The 14,132-nt window shown below is 69.0% G+C and carries 15 protein-coding genes and 1 pseudogene; 6 read left to right on the top strand and 10 right to left on the bottom strand.

The window, feature by feature from the left end; all coding sequences use genetic code 11:
- Positions 1-18: 18 nt before the first annotated feature.
- The 3 genes from xrt to C7T91_RS26070 all read left to right on the top strand — a co-directional run bounded on the left by xrt (position 19) and on the right by C7T91_RS26070 (position 2,345).
- Complete coding sequence (xrt, locus tag C7T91_RS37060) at positions 19-804, top strand: exosortase (RefSeq protein WP_236638518.1); 786 nt, start codon at positions 19-21, stop codon at positions 802-804.
- Positions 801-1,592 (top strand): exosortase C-terminal domain/associated protein EpsI, encoded by a 792-nt coding sequence (locus tag C7T91_RS37055; RefSeq protein WP_236638517.1) that lies wholly within the window; start codon positions 801-803, stop codon positions 1,590-1,592. The genes xrt and C7T91_RS37055 overlap by 4 nt, the downstream gene beginning before the upstream one ends.
- A 93-nt stretch (positions 1,593-1,685) precedes the next feature.
- Positions 1,686-2,345 (top strand): rhomboid family intramembrane serine protease, encoded by a 660-nt coding sequence (locus C7T91_RS26070; protein ID WP_161556118.1) that lies wholly within the window; start codon positions 1,686-1,688, stop codon positions 2,343-2,345.
- Between the two features lie 287 nt (positions 2,346-2,632).
- On the opposite strand, the gene C7T91_RS26065 is transcribed toward C7T91_RS26070, so the two are convergent.
- Both C7T91_RS26065 and C7T91_RS26060 read right to left on the bottom strand, forming a co-directional pair.
- Positions 2,633-2,977, bottom strand: a complete 345-nt coding sequence (locus tag C7T91_RS26065) for a hypothetical protein (RefSeq protein ID WP_108262611.1) — start codon at positions 2,975-2,977, stop codon at positions 2,633-2,635.
- Positions 2,974-3,312 (bottom strand): hypothetical protein, encoded by a 339-nt coding sequence (locus C7T91_RS26060; RefSeq protein ID WP_108262609.1) that lies wholly within the window; start codon positions 3,310-3,312, stop codon positions 2,974-2,976. Before C7T91_RS26060 ends, C7T91_RS26065 begins: the two co-directional genes overlap by 4 nt.
- 81 nt (positions 3,313-3,393) lie before the next feature.
- Between C7T91_RS26060 and C7T91_RS26055 the strand changes: the two genes are divergently transcribed.
- From C7T91_RS26055 to C7T91_RS26045, 3 genes are all read left to right on the top strand, one after another.
- Positions 3,394-4,611, top strand: a complete 1,218-nt coding sequence (locus C7T91_RS26055) for a multidrug effflux MFS transporter (protein ID WP_108262607.1) — start codon at positions 3,394-3,396, stop codon at positions 4,609-4,611.
- 68 nt (positions 4,612-4,679) lie between these two features.
- Positions 4,680-6,080 carry a YifB family Mg chelatase-like AAA ATPase gene (locus tag C7T91_RS26050; protein WP_108262605.1) on the top strand — a complete coding sequence of 467 codons (1,401 nt, stop codon included), beginning with the start codon at positions 4,680-4,682 and terminating at the stop codon, positions 6,078-6,080.
- A complete protein-coding gene (locus C7T91_RS26045; protein WP_236638516.1) occupies positions 6,077-6,304 on the top strand; it encodes a UTRA domain-containing protein in 228 nt (75 codons plus the stop codon). The genes C7T91_RS26050 and C7T91_RS26045 overlap by 4 nt, the downstream gene beginning before the upstream one ends.
- Here C7T91_RS26045 and C7T91_RS26040 read toward each other — a convergent pair.
- The 8 genes and pseudogenes from C7T91_RS26040 to C7T91_RS26005 form a co-directional block, all read right to left on the bottom strand.
- Positions 6,301-6,915, bottom strand: a complete 615-nt coding sequence (locus C7T91_RS26040) for an LbetaH domain-containing protein (protein WP_108262601.1) — start codon at positions 6,913-6,915, stop codon at positions 6,301-6,303. The two genes, C7T91_RS26045 and C7T91_RS26040, sit on opposite strands and share 4 nt — an antisense overlap.
- Positions 6,915-8,234 (bottom strand): phosphonate ABC transporter, permease protein PhnE, encoded by a 1,320-nt coding sequence (gene phnE, locus C7T91_RS26035; RefSeq protein ID WP_108262599.1) that lies wholly within the window; start codon positions 8,232-8,234, stop codon positions 6,915-6,917. Before phnE (C7T91_RS26035) ends, C7T91_RS26040 begins: the two co-directional genes overlap by 1 nt.
- Positions 8,231-9,094: a phosphonate ABC transporter, permease protein PhnE gene (phnE, locus tag C7T91_RS26030; RefSeq protein WP_108262597.1), complete on the bottom strand. Its 864-nt coding sequence runs from the start codon at positions 9,092-9,094 to the stop codon at positions 8,231-8,233. The genes phnE (C7T91_RS26035) and phnE (C7T91_RS26030) overlap by 4 nt, the downstream gene beginning before the upstream one ends.
- 63 nt (positions 9,095-9,157) lie before the next feature.
- On the bottom strand, positions 9,158-10,087 hold the full coding sequence (gene phnD / locus C7T91_RS26025; protein ID WP_108262595.1) for a phosphonate ABC transporter substrate-binding protein: 930 nt from the start codon (positions 10,085-10,087) through the stop codon (positions 9,158-9,160).
- Between the two features lie 54 nt (positions 10,088-10,141).
- On the bottom strand, positions 10,142-10,954 hold the full coding sequence (gene phnC, locus C7T91_RS26020; protein ID WP_108262593.1) for a phosphonate ABC transporter ATP-binding protein: 813 nt from the start codon (positions 10,952-10,954) through the stop codon (positions 10,142-10,144).
- Between the two features lie 670 nt (positions 10,955-11,624).
- A pseudogene (locus C7T91_RS40470) lies at positions 11,625-11,941 on the bottom strand (IS30 family transposase); the annotation flags it as partial.
- 656 nt (positions 11,942-12,597) lie between these two features.
- Positions 12,598-13,008 (bottom strand): hypothetical protein, encoded by a 411-nt coding sequence (locus C7T91_RS26010; protein WP_108262589.1) that lies wholly within the window; start codon positions 13,006-13,008, stop codon positions 12,598-12,600.
- Between the two features lie 100 nt (positions 13,009-13,108).
- The gene (locus tag C7T91_RS26005; protein ID WP_108262587.1) at positions 13,109-14,116 is read right to left on the bottom strand and encodes an acetyl-CoA carboxylase carboxyltransferase subunit alpha; all 1,008 of its coding nucleotides are present in this window, start codon (positions 14,114-14,116) and stop codon (positions 13,109-13,111) included.
- Positions 14,117-14,132: the final 16 nt, after the last annotated feature.

Here is a 14,132-nt window from a genome sequence, read left to right as displayed (position 1 = left end):
GATTCGACGGATGTAAGAGTGGGACCGCAGAACACGCCGGTTTCGGTGAATTGGCACGGTTTCGCCTGGCTGGTCCTTGCGGTCGTCGCGTCGCTTCCGGTGTTCTGGTACGGCTTCACCGCCCTGGCCCGCGCCTGGGTGACCCCCGAATACAGCCACGGTCCGCTGATCCCGCTGATCTCGCTCTATCTCTTCCTGCGCGAGCTGCGCCACACGCCCCCCGTCCCCGACCAAGTGCGGCTGCGCTGGCCGGGCGTGGCGGTCTCGCTCTTCGCCATCGCGCTGGCCGTGGTCGGCAATATCGTCGATGTCGCCGACATCGTCTGCTATGCGCTGATCATCTGGATCATGGGGCTGGTGCTGATCTGCTTCGGCTGGGACCGCGGCAAGAGCCACTGGGCCCCGGTGCTGCACCTCGTCTTCATGCTGCCGCTGCCGCAGCTGTTCTACTGGAAGCTGTCGATCTTCCTGCAGGGCATTTCCTCCGAGATCGGCGTCGCCGTGGTGCAGCTGGCCAACATCCCGGTCTATCTCGACGGCAACATCATCGATCTGGGCGTCTACAAGCTGCAGGTCGCCGAGGCCTGCTCGGGGCTGCGCTACCTGTTCCCGATCCTCAGCTTCTCCTACCTGTTCTCGATCCTCTACCGCGGCCCGTTCTGGCACAAGGCGGTCATGCTGCTGTCGGCGGCGCCGATCACCGTGCTGATGAACAGCTTCCGCATCGGCATGATCGGGATCCTGGTGAACTATTACGGGATCGAGCAGGCCGAGGCTTCCTGCATTTCTTCGAGGGCTGGGTGATCTTCCTCGCCTGCGTCGGCCTCCTGTTCCTGATGGCGATGGGCCTGCAGCGGCTGACGCCGAACCCGCTGCCGCTGAGCCAGGCCATCGACCTGGAAACCCACGGGCTGGCCAACGAGGCGCGCCGCATCTTCGCGGTCGTCCCCAGCGCGGCACTGATCGCCCTGACGGTGCTGACGGTCGGCGTCTCGGTCGCCTGGAACCGGCTGCAGGAGCCCGAGATCATCGTGCCCGAGCGGCAGAGCTACATGATGTTCCCGCGCAGCTTCGGGTCCTGGTACGGCGATTTCACCCGGCTCGACCCGGCGGTGGAGACCGTGCTCGGGGCCGATGACTACGTGGCCGCGACCTACCGCAACTCGCTCGACGGCAGCACCTTCCAGTTCTTCTCTGCCTATTACCAGGACCAGACCAATGGCGGCGGGCTGCACTCGCCCGAGGTCTGCCTGCCCAATGGAGGCTGGGAGGTCTACAGCCTCGCCCCCTACCAGGTCGACATGACCGATGTCGGCTACGGCGTGTTCGAGCTGAACCGCGCGGTGATCCAGAAGGGCATGCACAACCAGCTGGTCTATTACTGGTTCGAGCAACGCGGCAAGCGGATGACCAACGACTTCCTCACCAAGCTGTCGGTGCTGAAGGACGCCTGGACCATCCACCGCAAGGACGGCGCCATCGTCCGCTTCGTCATCGACATCGAAAACGGCGACGAGGCCGAGGCCGACCGCCGCCTGCAGGCGATCATGAAGGACGTGCTGGTGCCGCTGCCGCGCTTCCTGCCCGAGTGACCGGCGGCGGGCGCAAGGAAACTAGGGACTTGCGCCCCCTCCGCATCGGCATATCTTCGGGCGGAACCCGCGGCTGACATGTCAGAGGATGCCTTGCCCACCAGCGCGCCCACCCAGACCCGCCAGCCCCAGATTGCCGTCATCCTGCTGATTGCCGTCAACTGCGCCATCGAGGCCGTGCTCCAGGCCTCGGACTTCCGCCTGTTCGGCTCGCCCTACTGGCGCGGCTGGATCTATGACGACTTCGCCTTCTACGCGCCGCTGCTGCGCGACTGGACGCCGAATTTCACGCTCCAGCCGGTGACTATGTTCGTCACCTACGCCTTCCTCCATGCCGGCTGGCTGCATCTGCTGGTCAACATGCTGGCGCTGTCGAGCTTCGGCACCGAGATCGCCCGCCAGGCCGGAACCGCCAAGTTCCTGACCGCCTACCTGCTGACCTCGATCGGCGGCGCGGCGCTCTATGGCGCGCTCTCGAACTCGCCCACCCCGATGGTCGGCGCCTCGGGCGCGCTGTTCGGCCTGCTCGGCGTCTGGATCTCCTGGGGCTACCAGGAGCGGCGCCATTACGGCGAGGGCATGCGCGAGATCTGGCGTGCGCTCTTCATCCTCGTCGCCTACAATGTCGTCTTCTACCTGCTGCTGCATGGCCAGCTGGCCTGGGAAACCCATCTCGGCGGCTTCCTGACCGGCTGGGTGCTGGCGCTGATCTGGGGGCGGCCGATCTACCGCCGCCGCCGCCGCAGCGCCTGAGCGCCGGAAAAAAAGCGGCCCGGTCGGGCAGACCGTGGCCGCTTGTCAGAGGAAGGGGTAACTGGAACACTCGTACGCTTGCGCCGCACGTGACCTCGGCGCAGGATCAGCTTGCGCCCAGCTCCGCCGCCCGCCCACGGAAAGGTTGGCCGCAGGTTACCTCATTCCCGGCAATGCCCATCGCTCCGCCAGTTGAACAGGCGGATGCCGCGAAACCGGGCAGGATCGGGACGGGACGGGCTCTGCCGCCCGTTCAGGGCAGCAGCCGAGTCACCGCCCCGAGTCCGTCAATAGAAGATATCCGGGAAGGACAGCCGCGCCGCGTCGACATCGATCCTGAGCAGCGCCTCGTAATCCGACGGATCGAAAGGCTCCGATGCAGGCACGACCTCGCGGCCGAACAGCCAGGACAGACGCCCGGCATCGAGATTGCCCCGCTCGAAGGGCTCCTCGCCGAAATGTTCCCAGAGCGCGGCCATGAAGGCTTCGTCCACCGCCTTGTCGACCGCCTTGCGGTCCTTGAACCGCTCGCGCCGGGTGATCGGCGTCACGCCGCGCGGATTGGCGCGGCGGATCGTGAACTGGAAATCGGTCCCGGGAAAGCGCCCCGGGAAGCCCTTGTGCTTTATCATCTCAACCTCGCATGGGCGATCCAGCGCGCCCGCTTCTGCGGATCGGCCAGCAGCCCGGCGATCCGTTCCTCGATGCCCGGCGCCAGGCGCCCCTGTCCCGCCAGCATGCCGCCCGCGCGGACCGCAAGCCCCGGGGCCGCCACGCGGATCTCGACCACCGGCGAGAAGCCCCGCAGATCCTGCAGCATCCGCCACAGATCCTTGCGGATCTCATGGGCCAGAACGACCGGACGCAGCGCCGGAAACTCCGCCGCAGCGCCGACATCGAAGCGCGCCCGTCCCGGTCGGGACAGGGTCACGCAGCCCGTATCGCGGGTCACCTGCCAGCGGCGCATCGCCAAGCCCCCTTCTCGCCCGCCGCGCATGCGGCATGGCAGCCATGGACAAGCCCGCTCTTTGACGGCATGTGAGGAACAATGCAAGCCAAGCCTTCGCGCTTCCTCGACAGGCGCACCCCGCCCCACATCTTCACCCTCGTGACCATCGCCGGCCTGTCGGCCGCGACGATGAACATCTACCTGCCCTCGCTGCCGCGCATGACCGAGCATTTCGGCACGGATTACGCGCTGATGCAGGCCTCGGTCACGGTCTATCTGGCGATGAACGCGCTGCTGCAGCTCGGCATCGGACCGATCTCGGACCGGTTCGGCCGCCGGCCGGTACTGCTGGTCTCCTGCGCGCTGTTCTGCCTGGCCACGCTCGGCACGCTCTTCGCTCCAACGGTCGGCATCTTCCTCGGCTTCCGCATGGCGCAGGCCGTGATCGTCACCGGCATGGTTCTGAGCCGCGCGATCGTGCGCGACATGTACCCGGCGAACGAGGCGGCCTCGCGGATCGGCTATGTCACCATGGGCATGGCGCTGGTGCCGATGGTCTCGCCGGTGGTGGGCGGGCTGCTCGATTCCGCCTTCGGCTGGCAGGCGAATTTCCAGGCGCTGCTGATCTGCGGCATCGCGGTCTTCGCGCTGGTCTGGTTCGATCTCGGCGAAACCGCGCCCGCGCAGGCCGCGGGCGGCTTCCGCGAACAGTTCCGCGACGTGCCCGAGCTCTTCACCTCGCGCAGGTTCTGGGGCTACTGCCTGTCGACCACCCTGGCCTCGGGCGCCTTCTTCGCCTATCTCGGCGGCGCGCCCTTCGTGGGATCGGTGGTGTTCGGCCTGACCCCGGCCGAGCTCGGCCTCTTTTTCGGCGCCCCGGCGGTCGGCTACATGGCCGGGAACGGGCTGTCGGGCCGCTATTCGGTGCGCTTCGGGCTGAATGCGATGATCGTGGCCGGCGGGCTGATCTCGAGCTTCGGCATGCTGGTCTCTCTGAGCCTGTTCTATGCCGGGGAGGCGACTGTCGCGGTGTTCTTCGGCTCGATGACGCTGGTCGGCCTCGGCAACGGGCTGGTGATGCCGAACGGCACGGCGGGGATGCTGTCGGTGCGCCCGAAGCTCGCGGGCACCGCCTCGGGCGTCGGCGGCGCGATCATGATCGGCGGCGGCGCCGGGCTATCGGCACTGGCCGGCGTGGTGCTGACCGAGGAGTCGGGCGCGCTGCCGCTGATCTGGCTGATGCTGATCTCGGTCGTCGCCGGGCTCTGCTGCATCGCCTATGTGATCCGCCGCGAAAAGCAGCTGGCACAGGCCTGACCGGGCTGCGTTAAGCGCCCGTTAACCAAGCCGGGGCCACGCTCCGCCGTCAGCGGCGGGAGGGGGCCATGGTCGCACGCGCCTTCACGGTAAGTTTCGACGGGCTCGACGCGCGGCCCGTCGAAGTGCAATGCGCGGTGACCCCCGGCCTCCCGGCCTTCTCGATCGTCGGCCTGCCGGACAAGGCCGTGTCGGAGGCGCGCGACCGGGTGCGCACCGCGCTGAGCGCGATGTCGATCGCCCTGCCCTCGAAACGGATCACCATCAATCTCGCGCCCGCCGACATGCCGAAGGTCGGATCGCATTTCGACCTGCCGATCGCGCTGTCGCTGCTCGCGGCGCTCGACATCCTGCCGCGCGACGCGGTGGAACGGGCCCTGGCGCTGGGGGAAATGTCGCTCGACGGCTCGCTGGTGCCGGTCGTGGGCGCCCTGCCCGCCGCGCTGGCCGCTGCCGAGGAGGACCGCTGCCTCGTCTGCCCCAAGGCCTGCGGTGCCGAAGCCGCCTGGGTCGGCGGCGCCGAGGTTCTGGCCGCGGCGTCGCTGTCGGATGTCGTGCGCCATTTCACCGGCCAGTCGCCTCTGCCCCCTGCGGAACCGGGCGAAGTGCTGCCGGGCCATGACGTCGGCTGCCTGTCGGAGGTAAAGGGCCAGGAACGGGCCAAGCGCGCGCTCGAGATCGCGGCCGCCGGACGGCATCACACGCTGCTGATCGGTACGCCGGGCTCGGGAAAATCGATGATGGCGGCGCGGCTGCCCGGGTTGCTGCCGCCGCTGACCGCGGGCGAAGCGCTCGAGACCTCCATGATCCACTCGCTGGCGGGGCTTCTCGACGAGGGCGGAATCTCCCGCGCGCGGCCGTTCCGCGATCCGCATCACACGGCCTCGATGCCCTCCATCGTCGGCGGCGGCAAGGGCGCCAAGCCCGGCGAGATCTCGCTGGCGCATAACGGCGTCTTCTTCATGGACGAATTCCCGGAATTCCCCCGCCAGGTGCTGGAAACCCTGCGCCAGCCGATCGAGACCGGATCGGTCATGGTTGCCCGAGCCAATGCCCATGTCCGCTATCCCTGCCGCTTCATGCTGCTGGCGGCGGCCAATCCCTGCCGCTGCGGCTATCTTTCCGATGCAGCACGCGCCTGCACCCGCGCGCCGGGCTGCGGCGAGGATTACCTGGGCCGCATCTCGGGCCCGCTGATGGACCGGTTCGACCTGCGCATCGAGGTGCCCCCCGTCCAGTTCCAGGATCTCGACCTGCCTGCCTCGGGCGAGACCTCGGCCGTGATCGCGGAGCGCGTCGCCGCCGCCCGCGCGGTGCAGGCGGCGCGCTTCGCCGATCATCCCGAAGTGCGCCTGAATGCGGATGCGGGGGGGCGGCTGCTCGACCAGATCGCACCGCTCGATGCCGAAAGCCGTGCGATGCTGCACCGCGCGGCATCGCCGAAGCGCTGGCCGGAGGGCAGGGGGTGACCCGGGCGCTGCATGCTGCGGGGATCGCCGATTACACCCGCGCCTGGACTCGGATCACCGCCGTGCCGGCCAGCGCGACGCAGGGGCTCCAGCTGGAACTGCCGGAGGGCGCGCCGCTGCTCTGCACGACCGCGCTCAATCTCGGCCCGGACGGGCAGCCGGTGGAGCATGGCCGCACCTGGTGGGCCGGGGAACGGATCACGCTGACGCTGGGCGAGGACTAGCCTCCGTAGCGGTCCAGAAATGCCCCGGCAGGGAGCCTGCGGAAATCCTCCAGCGCGGCGCGCAGGCGGCCGTGGTCCCAGTCCCACCAGCCAAGCGCGATCATCCGCTCCGCCAGCTCCCGCGGCAGCCGCTCGCGCAGCGGCGCCGCCGGGACGCCCGCGACGATCATGTAGGGCGGCACGTCCTTCGTAACGACCGCGCCGGAGGCGACGACCGCGCCATGGCCGAGCGTCACGCCCGGTTTCACCATCGCGCCATGGCCGATCCAGCTGTCGTGGCCGATCTCGGCGATCCGGGCATGGCGGCGGGCGAAGAATGCCTCATCCGGCTCCGCATCGTCCCAGTAGTCGTCCGAGCGGTAGAGGAAATGGTGGCAGGCGGCGGTCTCCAGCGGATGGTCGGTGGCGCCGATCCGCGAGAAGGCGGCGATGTTGGCGAATTTGCCGATCCGCGCATTGGCGATCTCGGCATGGCGGTCGCAATAGCTGTAATCGCCCATCTCGACCCGCGACAGGCGGCTGCCGCGGCCGATCTCGCAGAACGCGCCGAAGCGGCTCTCCGAGATCTCGCAATCGGGATGCAGGACCGGATCGGGGCCGAGGCGCGGCATCAGTGTCCGCGCCCGCGGCCGATCAGGGCGGCGCGCAGCTTGCCCGAAAGCCAGTCCATCGCCATCACCATGAGCACGATCAGCACGATGTAATAGGCGACCTCTTCCCAGTCCTTCTGGGTCTGCATCGCTTGGGTCAGCAGCAACCCGATGCCGCCGCCGGTGATGGCGCCGATGATCGTCGCGCTGCGGGTGTTCGACTCGAGGAAATACAGCACCTGGCTGGCCAGCACCGGCACGATCTGCGGCAGCACCCCGAAGCGCGCGCGCTGCAGCCCGTTGGCGCCGGTGGAGCGGATGCCCTCCACCTGCTTGCCGTCGATGTTCTCCAGCGCCTCGGAGAAGACCTTGCCGAAAGTGCCCGCATCGGTGACCAGGATCGCCAGCGCGCCGGTCAGCGGGCCGGGCCCGAAGGCGCGGGCCAGCACGATCGTCCAGATCAGCGAGTCCACCCCGCGGATGAAGTCGAAGACCCGGCGGAACAGCCCGCGCACCAGCCAGACCGGCGTGAAGTTCCGCGCCGCGAGGAAGGCCAGGGGCAGCGCCACGAGGGCCGCGCCGAAGGTGCCCAGGAAGGCCATCAGGATCGTCTCGCAGATCGCCCAGGCGACGTCCTTGTGGTGCCAGACGGCGTTGGTCCACCAGTCCTGCGCCGCGCCCGCGATGTTGCCGCGCTCGGGGTCGAGGCGCGGGCCGAACAGGATCTCGCCCGGTCCGTGGCCGTAATAGGGGCTGTCGAGGGTGAACCAGAACAGGTCCCAGCCGAAGAAATAGCGGAAGATCTCGGTCCGGGCGGGCGTCATCGTCACGCGCGCGCCGGGCAGGGTGACCATCACCCGCTTGTCCGAGGCGCTGACCCAGCCGGGCGGCACGTCGCCGAAATCGTTCGAGATGTCGCGGCCCTCCAGCGCCAGGCGCGCGGTGCCGTAATCCGGGATGTCGATCTCGGTGACGTTGCCGGGCAGCAGCCGCGCCACCGCGCCATGGCCCAGATCGACCGTGACGGCATCGCCGAGGCCGATCCAGTCCGGCGCCTCGCCCGGGGGATAGGTGCCGCGGCGCTCGCCCTCGATCGCGATCTCGATCTCGCCGGAACGGTGCTGCCGCTCGACATGGGTCTTGTAGCTCCAGCTGTCCGAGGCCAGAACCGCCGCGTTTTCCCAGCGCGCCCGGCCCATCAGCCCGGCGATGTCGAAGGCGAAGGCAGCATAGGCGAGATAGAGCACCACGCCGGCCAGCAGGCCGAAGCCGGCCAGCTGCTTGCGGCGGAACAGGCGGCTTGCCGAGGCGCGCAGGTCGCCAGCATCGATTGCGGTCATGTGCGGGTTCCTTCGACGAGACGGCGGCGGACATGGCCCGAGAGCTGGTCGAAGGCCACGATCGCGCCGAAGAGCAGCACGAAAATCGCGGCGGCATCGCCGAAACGGCCGGGCCCCCAGGCCATGGCGTTCTTCAGCTCGTAGCCGATCCCGCCCGCGCCGACGAAGCCGAGGATCGCCGAGGCGCGGACATTGATTTCGAAGCGCAGGAGCGCATAGCTGAGGAAGTTCGGCGCCACCTGCGGCAGCACGCCGAGCGCCATGCGCTGGCCCCAGGCCGCGCCGACAGAAGCCAGCCCCTCGACCGGCTTGGCATCGGCATTCTCGGCGACCTCCGAGAACAGCTTGCCGAGCGCGCCCGCGGTGTGGAAGGCGATGGCGATCACCGCCGGGACCGGCCCGCCGCCGAGCACGAAGATCAGCATCAGCGCGATGACGATCTCGGGGATCGCGCGCATCAGATCCATCAGGCGGCGGAACAGCGGCACCATGCGGGGCCAGGGCGCGAGCCCGGGGATCGACAGGAAGGCCAGCACCGTCCCGGCCAGCGCCCCTGCCAGGGTGGAGACGGCCGCGATGTTCAGCGTTTCGACCAGATCGGGCAGGTATTCCAGCAGCTTCGCGGGAAGTTGGGCGCGTTTCTCCCAGGCCTCGGAGAGCACCATCGCGGGATAGTCGCCGACCCGGTGCAGCCCGTCGAGGAAGCCGCCGGCATTGCGGTCATTGGCGGTTCGAAAACCCGCGGCCATCAGCGCGGCGAAGACCAGAAGCGCCAGCCCGCCATAGAGCCTGCGGCGGCGCAGCTCGGCCATGTAGCTGTCGCGGATGGCGCCGGTCGGCGGCGAGGCAAGGTCGGTCATGGGTCCCCCGGAAACAGGCGCGGGCCCGGACGCAGCCGGGCCCGCGGGAAAGAGGTCAGCGGATCAGGAGCCCTGCTCGATCTTCGCGCGGCGCACGGCGATGATCGACTCGTAGGCATCGTGGCCGATCGGGTTGAAGCCCAGCGTGTCGCCGGCGGCAACGCCGTAGGCGCAGTCGGCATCGGTCTCGTAGAGGTTGTCCATGATCGAGGTGACCTCGGCCTTGACGGTCTCGGGCAGCGCCTTGCGGACGACGAACGGGCCTTCGGGGATCGGCTTCGACTTCCAGATCTCGACCATGTCGTTCATGTCGACGAGGCCCGCATCGACGGCCTTGCGCAGCGCGCCGGAATTGTAGCCGTCTTCCCAGGCGCCCTGGCCGTCGGCCCAGGTCACGCCGGCGTCGATGTCGCCGTTATAGACCGCGACAATGGTCTGCTCGTGGCCGCCGGTGAACTTGACGTCGGCGAAGTAGTCCGAGGCGCCGTCCTGCATCGCATTCGCGGAGATGTCGGGATTCCCGGCCGGGATTTCCACGGAGGGGATCAGGTAGCCCGAGGTGGAGTTCGGATCGCCGAAGCCGAAGACCTTGCCCTTGGCGTCTGCGAGCGTGGCGATGCCCGAGTCCCTGCGGGCGAAACCGATGGAATGATACGCGTAGGAGCCGTCCAGGTTGGTCTTGACCAGCACCGGCTCGACCGCTTCGGGGTCCTGCAGGTAGACGCCGGCATAGCCCGAGGCGCCGAGGATCGCGGCATCGATGGTGCCGCCCAGCAGGCCCTGCATCACGCCGTTGTAGTCGGCGGGGGCGAAGATCTTGACCGGCACGCCGAGCTTGGCGGTGATCTGCTCGGCCAGGCATTCGTTGTTGGCGATGCGGTCCTGGGCGTTCTCGCCGCCGAGGATGCCGAGGCGGAATTCGCTGATCTCCTGGGCGGAGGCAACGGAGGCGAGGGCCGTGGTCGCGGCCAGGGCAAGTGCAAGAGCTTTCATTCTCTCTCTCCTTGGGTTGGCCGCCCCGGACCGGGACGCGGCCGGTTGAAACGGTCAGATAAGGGCCTCGGCTTCGCGCAGCGCGGCAGCCGGGGTGACGATCGCGGTCGAGGTCGCGTATTCGGAGAAATCGGCGCCGGCGCCGTAGATGTCGCGGGCGGCGCCGGTGGTCAGCTGCGCGGGCGTGCCGTCGAAGACGATGCGGCCGTCGAGCATGCCGATCACCCGGTCGCAATAGCGCCGCGCGGTATCCAGCGTGTGCAGGTTGGCGATCACCATGCGGCCGTCCTCCTCGTGGATGCGGCGCAGCGTGTCCATGACGACCTGGGCGTTCATCGGGTCGAGCGAGGCGATCGGCTCGTCGGCGAGGATGATGTCGGGATCCTGCATCAGCGCCCGGGCAATGGCGACGCGCTGCTGCTGGCCGCCCGAGAGGGCCTCGGCGCGCTTCGGCGCGTGCTCTGCGATGCCGAGGCGCTCGAGGATGCCGATGGCGCGGTGGATGTCGGCCTCGGGGTAGAGGTTGAACAGGGAGGACAGCGTCGAGCGGCGGTTCAGCGTGCCGTGCAGCACGTTCGACACCACGTCCATCCGCGGCACCAGGTTGAACTGCTGGAAGATCATCGCGCAGCGGCTCTGCCAGCGGCGGCGGTCGGCGCCGCCGAGCGCGGTTATCTCGGTGCCGTCATAGAGGATCCGGCCCTCGCTGGCATCGGTCAGCCGGTTGAGCATCCGCAGCATCGTCGACTTGCCCGCGCCGGAGCGTCCGATGATCCCGATCATCGAGGGTTTCTCCACCTGGAAGCTGGCCCGGTCCACGGCCGTCCTGCTGCCGAAGCGCCGGGTCAGATTTTCGACCTGCAACATGCATCACCTCTTTCGTCGCGGGTCCTGCTAGGCCGCCAGGGCGTCGGTTTCGTGACGGGCAGGCAAAGGAATTGTGAAGCATTGCGCCCGTGGTCCGGAAAAGCGCATGGTCCGGCCTCCGGCTGCAACATATTGATATTGAATGATATGGGCGTCACAGCCGCTACGGTCGCCAAGCAGGCCCGCGGCGCCCCCGGCATGCGGGGAGCTTGCGGCACTCCTGTCCTTGACCGCCACGGCCGGACTCAATCCGCCGACCACCGGGCGGAGGCGCCACGGGTCAGCGCTGCCTGAAGCGCGGCTCCTGCTGTTCAGGGCAGACGTCCCGCCCCGTTTCGTCCCTCATCCTTTCGCGGAACACCTCGGCCTGTGTCTTCCAGCCGGGGCAATTCCGGGGCGTGGCGCCGAGGCGGCCGGCACTCCTCTCCAAATCATGGCCACCGGCTGCCGGGATGCCGCGTGTCTCCGGCAGCCACCTTTTCGCGCGCCGGCTGGCCGTCCCGGCCGTTCCCGTCTGCCCGGGCGGGGACGGATCGCTGAACCATGTCTGCAGACCGGTCCCATGCCGGTTTTGCTCATCGGATAACTCATTGGCTTCCAGGAGGAGACGCTCTTCAAGGTGGCACGCACCCCTGGTGAGTTCCAACCCGGTTGCGACACCGGTCTTGGCTCAGATCAGCCTGGCGCGTTCCTCGCGGTACACCTCGGCCGGCGTCCGGCAGCCGGGGCACGTCCCCGGCGTGGCGTTGAGGCGGTCGCAGATCGACCTCATGGATCGGTTCGGGACCGCCGACACCGGGGTGTCGCCGGGCAGGTAGCGGCGCGTCGGCGGTTCAGGGTCTCGACCTGGCCCTTCTGCCACGGTGCCTGCGGGTCGCAGAACCAAGTTTCCGTGCCCATGCCGGTGCCGAGTTCGCGCAACGAAGCCATCTCGAACCCTCGGTCGAAAGTGATCGACTGCCTGGCCGCCAGGGGCAAGGGCGGGAGGGCATCGATGATCGTGTCCGCTGGAGCGGGTCATCGCCCATGGCGACGCGGTGCAGGAGCGGCTGGCCCGCGGCATTCTCGGTGTTTTCGGCCAGGAGGACACGCCGGGCGGGTCTTGATCGCGGCGGCGGTCATCGGGGAAATGCCGAAGGGGCGCCGCCGTTGCGGCGGCAGGGGTCGGGTCTGCCTCCGGACAGGCCGCTGACGGGCCGGGCGCCGTGCAGGCCGTCGCAAGGGGGAGCATGTCTCTCGGGCGCAATGAGCCGACAGTGCCGAGCGGGCGTCCGGTTCCAGCGAAGGGGGCGGAACGGCTGCCAGATCCGGCGCGGCTCATCGACCACTGCATTGCGGTGCAGGCGCCGCTGGCTTGCGGCATTTCCGGCGTTTCCGGCCAAGGGGATGCGCCGGGCGGGGGCTGCGCCCCGGGGCGGTCACCGGCAAGATGGCGACGGCCCGCCCGCCGTTGCGGCGGCAGGTCCCGGGTCTGCCTCTGGACATCGCCCGCTCGGCGGTCCCTCAAGTGAGGCTGCGGCTGCCGCATTCTCCTTGGGCGCATCCGCGCCGGCTGTGTCGGGTGCGTTGCTGGGCAGGACGGCGCCGTAGCTTCTGGCCGCTGCCTGTCCGGTCCGGCGTGACGGGGACCGGCTTTCCCGCGGTCACCAGGAGATGTCGATGATCCTCCCGTCACTGTGGCGGCAGACCCCGGTTCCGCCCGAGGGAACGTAGCCCGAGCGGTCCCTGTAGCTCAGGTCGCAGGCGAGGCGGTTGCCGCGGTCGCCGCGCAGCAGGGCCGTGAACGCCCCCGACGGCGAGGTGGCGTAGGTGGTGCCGAGGAAGAAGTCCGAGATAAGCGGGTCCAAGGCGGCCCTGCCGCTTCCGTCTCCGGCCGCTGCAAGGGCGGGGCGTCCGCGGAACTCTTCGCCGTCGATCACCGCCGCGATGCGGCCGGTGTCGAAATGCTGCCGGTAGGAGACTTGCACAGGCGTGCCGCCGCCCCGGGTGACGCCTTGCATGCTGCCGCTGCAGCCCGCAAGCAGCAGCGCCGCCGCTGCGATCCGCCATCCCATGCCCGACCTCCTGTCCTCCGGGGCGCTCCGGCGGCAGGATAGGGCAGTCCGGCGGCAGGACCGCCGGAATAGTGCCTAGAATCTTAGCGGTCTGCCGGGGTCAGCCGCGGTCGCGGCCCGGGAAATGGCTGGGGATGAAGGAACTCGGCTCGGGCAGCGCGATGCGGCCCATCTCGAGGAACTTCTTCCGCCGGTCGGCGACCAGCGCCTTGCGGTCGAGGCCCGCGAGCTCGCCCAGCATCGTCTCGATCGCCTGGCCGACATTTTCCATGGCCACGTCCGGCGCCCGCTGCGCGCCGCCGAGCGGTTCGGCGATCACCCGGTCGACCACGCCGAGCTGAAGCAGGTCCTGCGCGGTCAGGCGCAGCGCCTCGGCGGCTTCGCGCATCTTGCCGGCATCCTTCCACAGGATCGAGGCGCAGCCTTCGGGCGAGATCACCGAATAGACCGAATGTTCCAGCATCGCCACGCGGTTGCCCGCGGCGAGACCCACCGCGCCGCCCGAGCCGCCTTCGCCGATCACCACCGAGACCAGCGGCACGCCGATGCCGAGGCATTTCTCGGTTGCGCGCGCGATCGCCTCGGACTGGCCGCGTTCCTCGGCGCCCTTGCCCGGATAGGCGCCGGGCGTGTCGACGAGGGTGATCACCGGCAGGCCGAAGCGGTCGGCCATGTCCATCAGCCGCACGGCCTTGCGGTAGCCCTCGGGGCGGGCCATGCCGAAATTGCGGTCGAGGCGGCTGGCGGTGTCATGGCCCTTCTCGTGGCCCAGCACCACGACCGGGCGGTCGTTGAACCGCGCCAGCCCGCCCATCACCGCGGCGTCGTCGGAGAAGCCGCGGTCGCCGGCAAGCGGCGTGAACTCGGTGAAGAGCGCGGAGATGTAGTCCTTGCAATGCGGCCGGTTCGGATGGCGCGCGACCTGGCATTTGCGCCAGGGCGAGAGGTCCTTGTAGAGCGACACCAGAAGCGCCTTGGCCTTCTGGTCGAGCGCCTCTGCCTCGCGCTCGACTTCGATCTCTTCCGAGCCCCGCGCCAGCGCGCGCAGCTCCTCCGCCTTGCCTTCGATCTCGGCCAGGGGTTTTTCGAAATCGAGATAGCTCTGCATCCGTGGGCTCCGTCTG

This window comes from Mangrovicoccus ximenensis (genome assembly GCF_003056725.1).
Taxonomy (GTDB): Bacteria; Pseudomonadota; Alphaproteobacteria; order Rhodobacterales; family Rhodobacteraceae; genus Mangrovicoccus; species Mangrovicoccus ximenensis.
The sequence above is the reverse complement of the archived record's forward strand: the minus strand, read 5'-3'. Positions and strand labels throughout refer to the sequence as shown.

Excerpts from the sequence above, each read along its gene's own strand:
- phnE (WP_108262597.1), bottom strand. The coding sequence starts at position 9,094 with ATGACCGACCTTGCCTCGCCGCCGACCGGCGCCATCCGCGACAGCTAC.
- phnE (WP_108262599.1), bottom strand. The coding sequence starts at position 8,234 with ATGACCGCAATCGATGCTGGCGACCTGCGCGCCTCGGCAAGCCGCCTG.
- phnD (WP_108262595.1), bottom strand. The coding sequence starts at position 10,087 with ATGAAAGCTCTTGCACTTGCCCTGGCCGCGACCACGGCCCTCGCCTCC.
- C7T91_RS26060 (WP_108262609.1), bottom strand. The coding sequence starts at position 3,312 with ATGCGCCGCTGGCAGGTGACCCGCGATACGGGCTGCGTGACCCTGTCC.
- C7T91_RS26050 (WP_108262605.1), top strand. The coding sequence starts at position 4,680 with ATGGTCGCACGCGCCTTCACGGTAAGTTTCGACGGGCTCGACGCGCGG.
- phnC (WP_108262593.1), bottom strand. The coding sequence starts at position 10,954 with ATGTTGCAGGTCGAAAATCTGACCCGGCGCTTCGGCAGCAGGACGGCC.
- C7T91_RS26010 (WP_108262589.1), bottom strand. The coding sequence starts at position 13,008 with ATGGGATGGCGGATCGCAGCGGCGGCGCTGCTGCTTGCGGGCTGCAGC.
- C7T91_RS26055 (WP_108262607.1), top strand. The coding sequence starts at position 3,394 with ATGCAAGCCAAGCCTTCGCGCTTCCTCGACAGGCGCACCCCGCCCCAC.
- C7T91_RS26065 (WP_108262611.1), bottom strand. The coding sequence starts at position 2,977 with ATGATAAAGCACAAGGGCTTCCCGGGGCGCTTTCCCGGGACCGATTTC.
- C7T91_RS26005 (WP_108262587.1), bottom strand. The coding sequence starts at position 14,116 with ATGCAGAGCTATCTCGATTTCGAAAAACCCCTGGCCGAGATCGAAGGC.
- C7T91_RS26040 (WP_108262601.1), bottom strand. The coding sequence starts at position 6,915 with ATGCCGCGCCTCGGCCCCGATCCGGTCCTGCATCCCGATTGCGAGATC.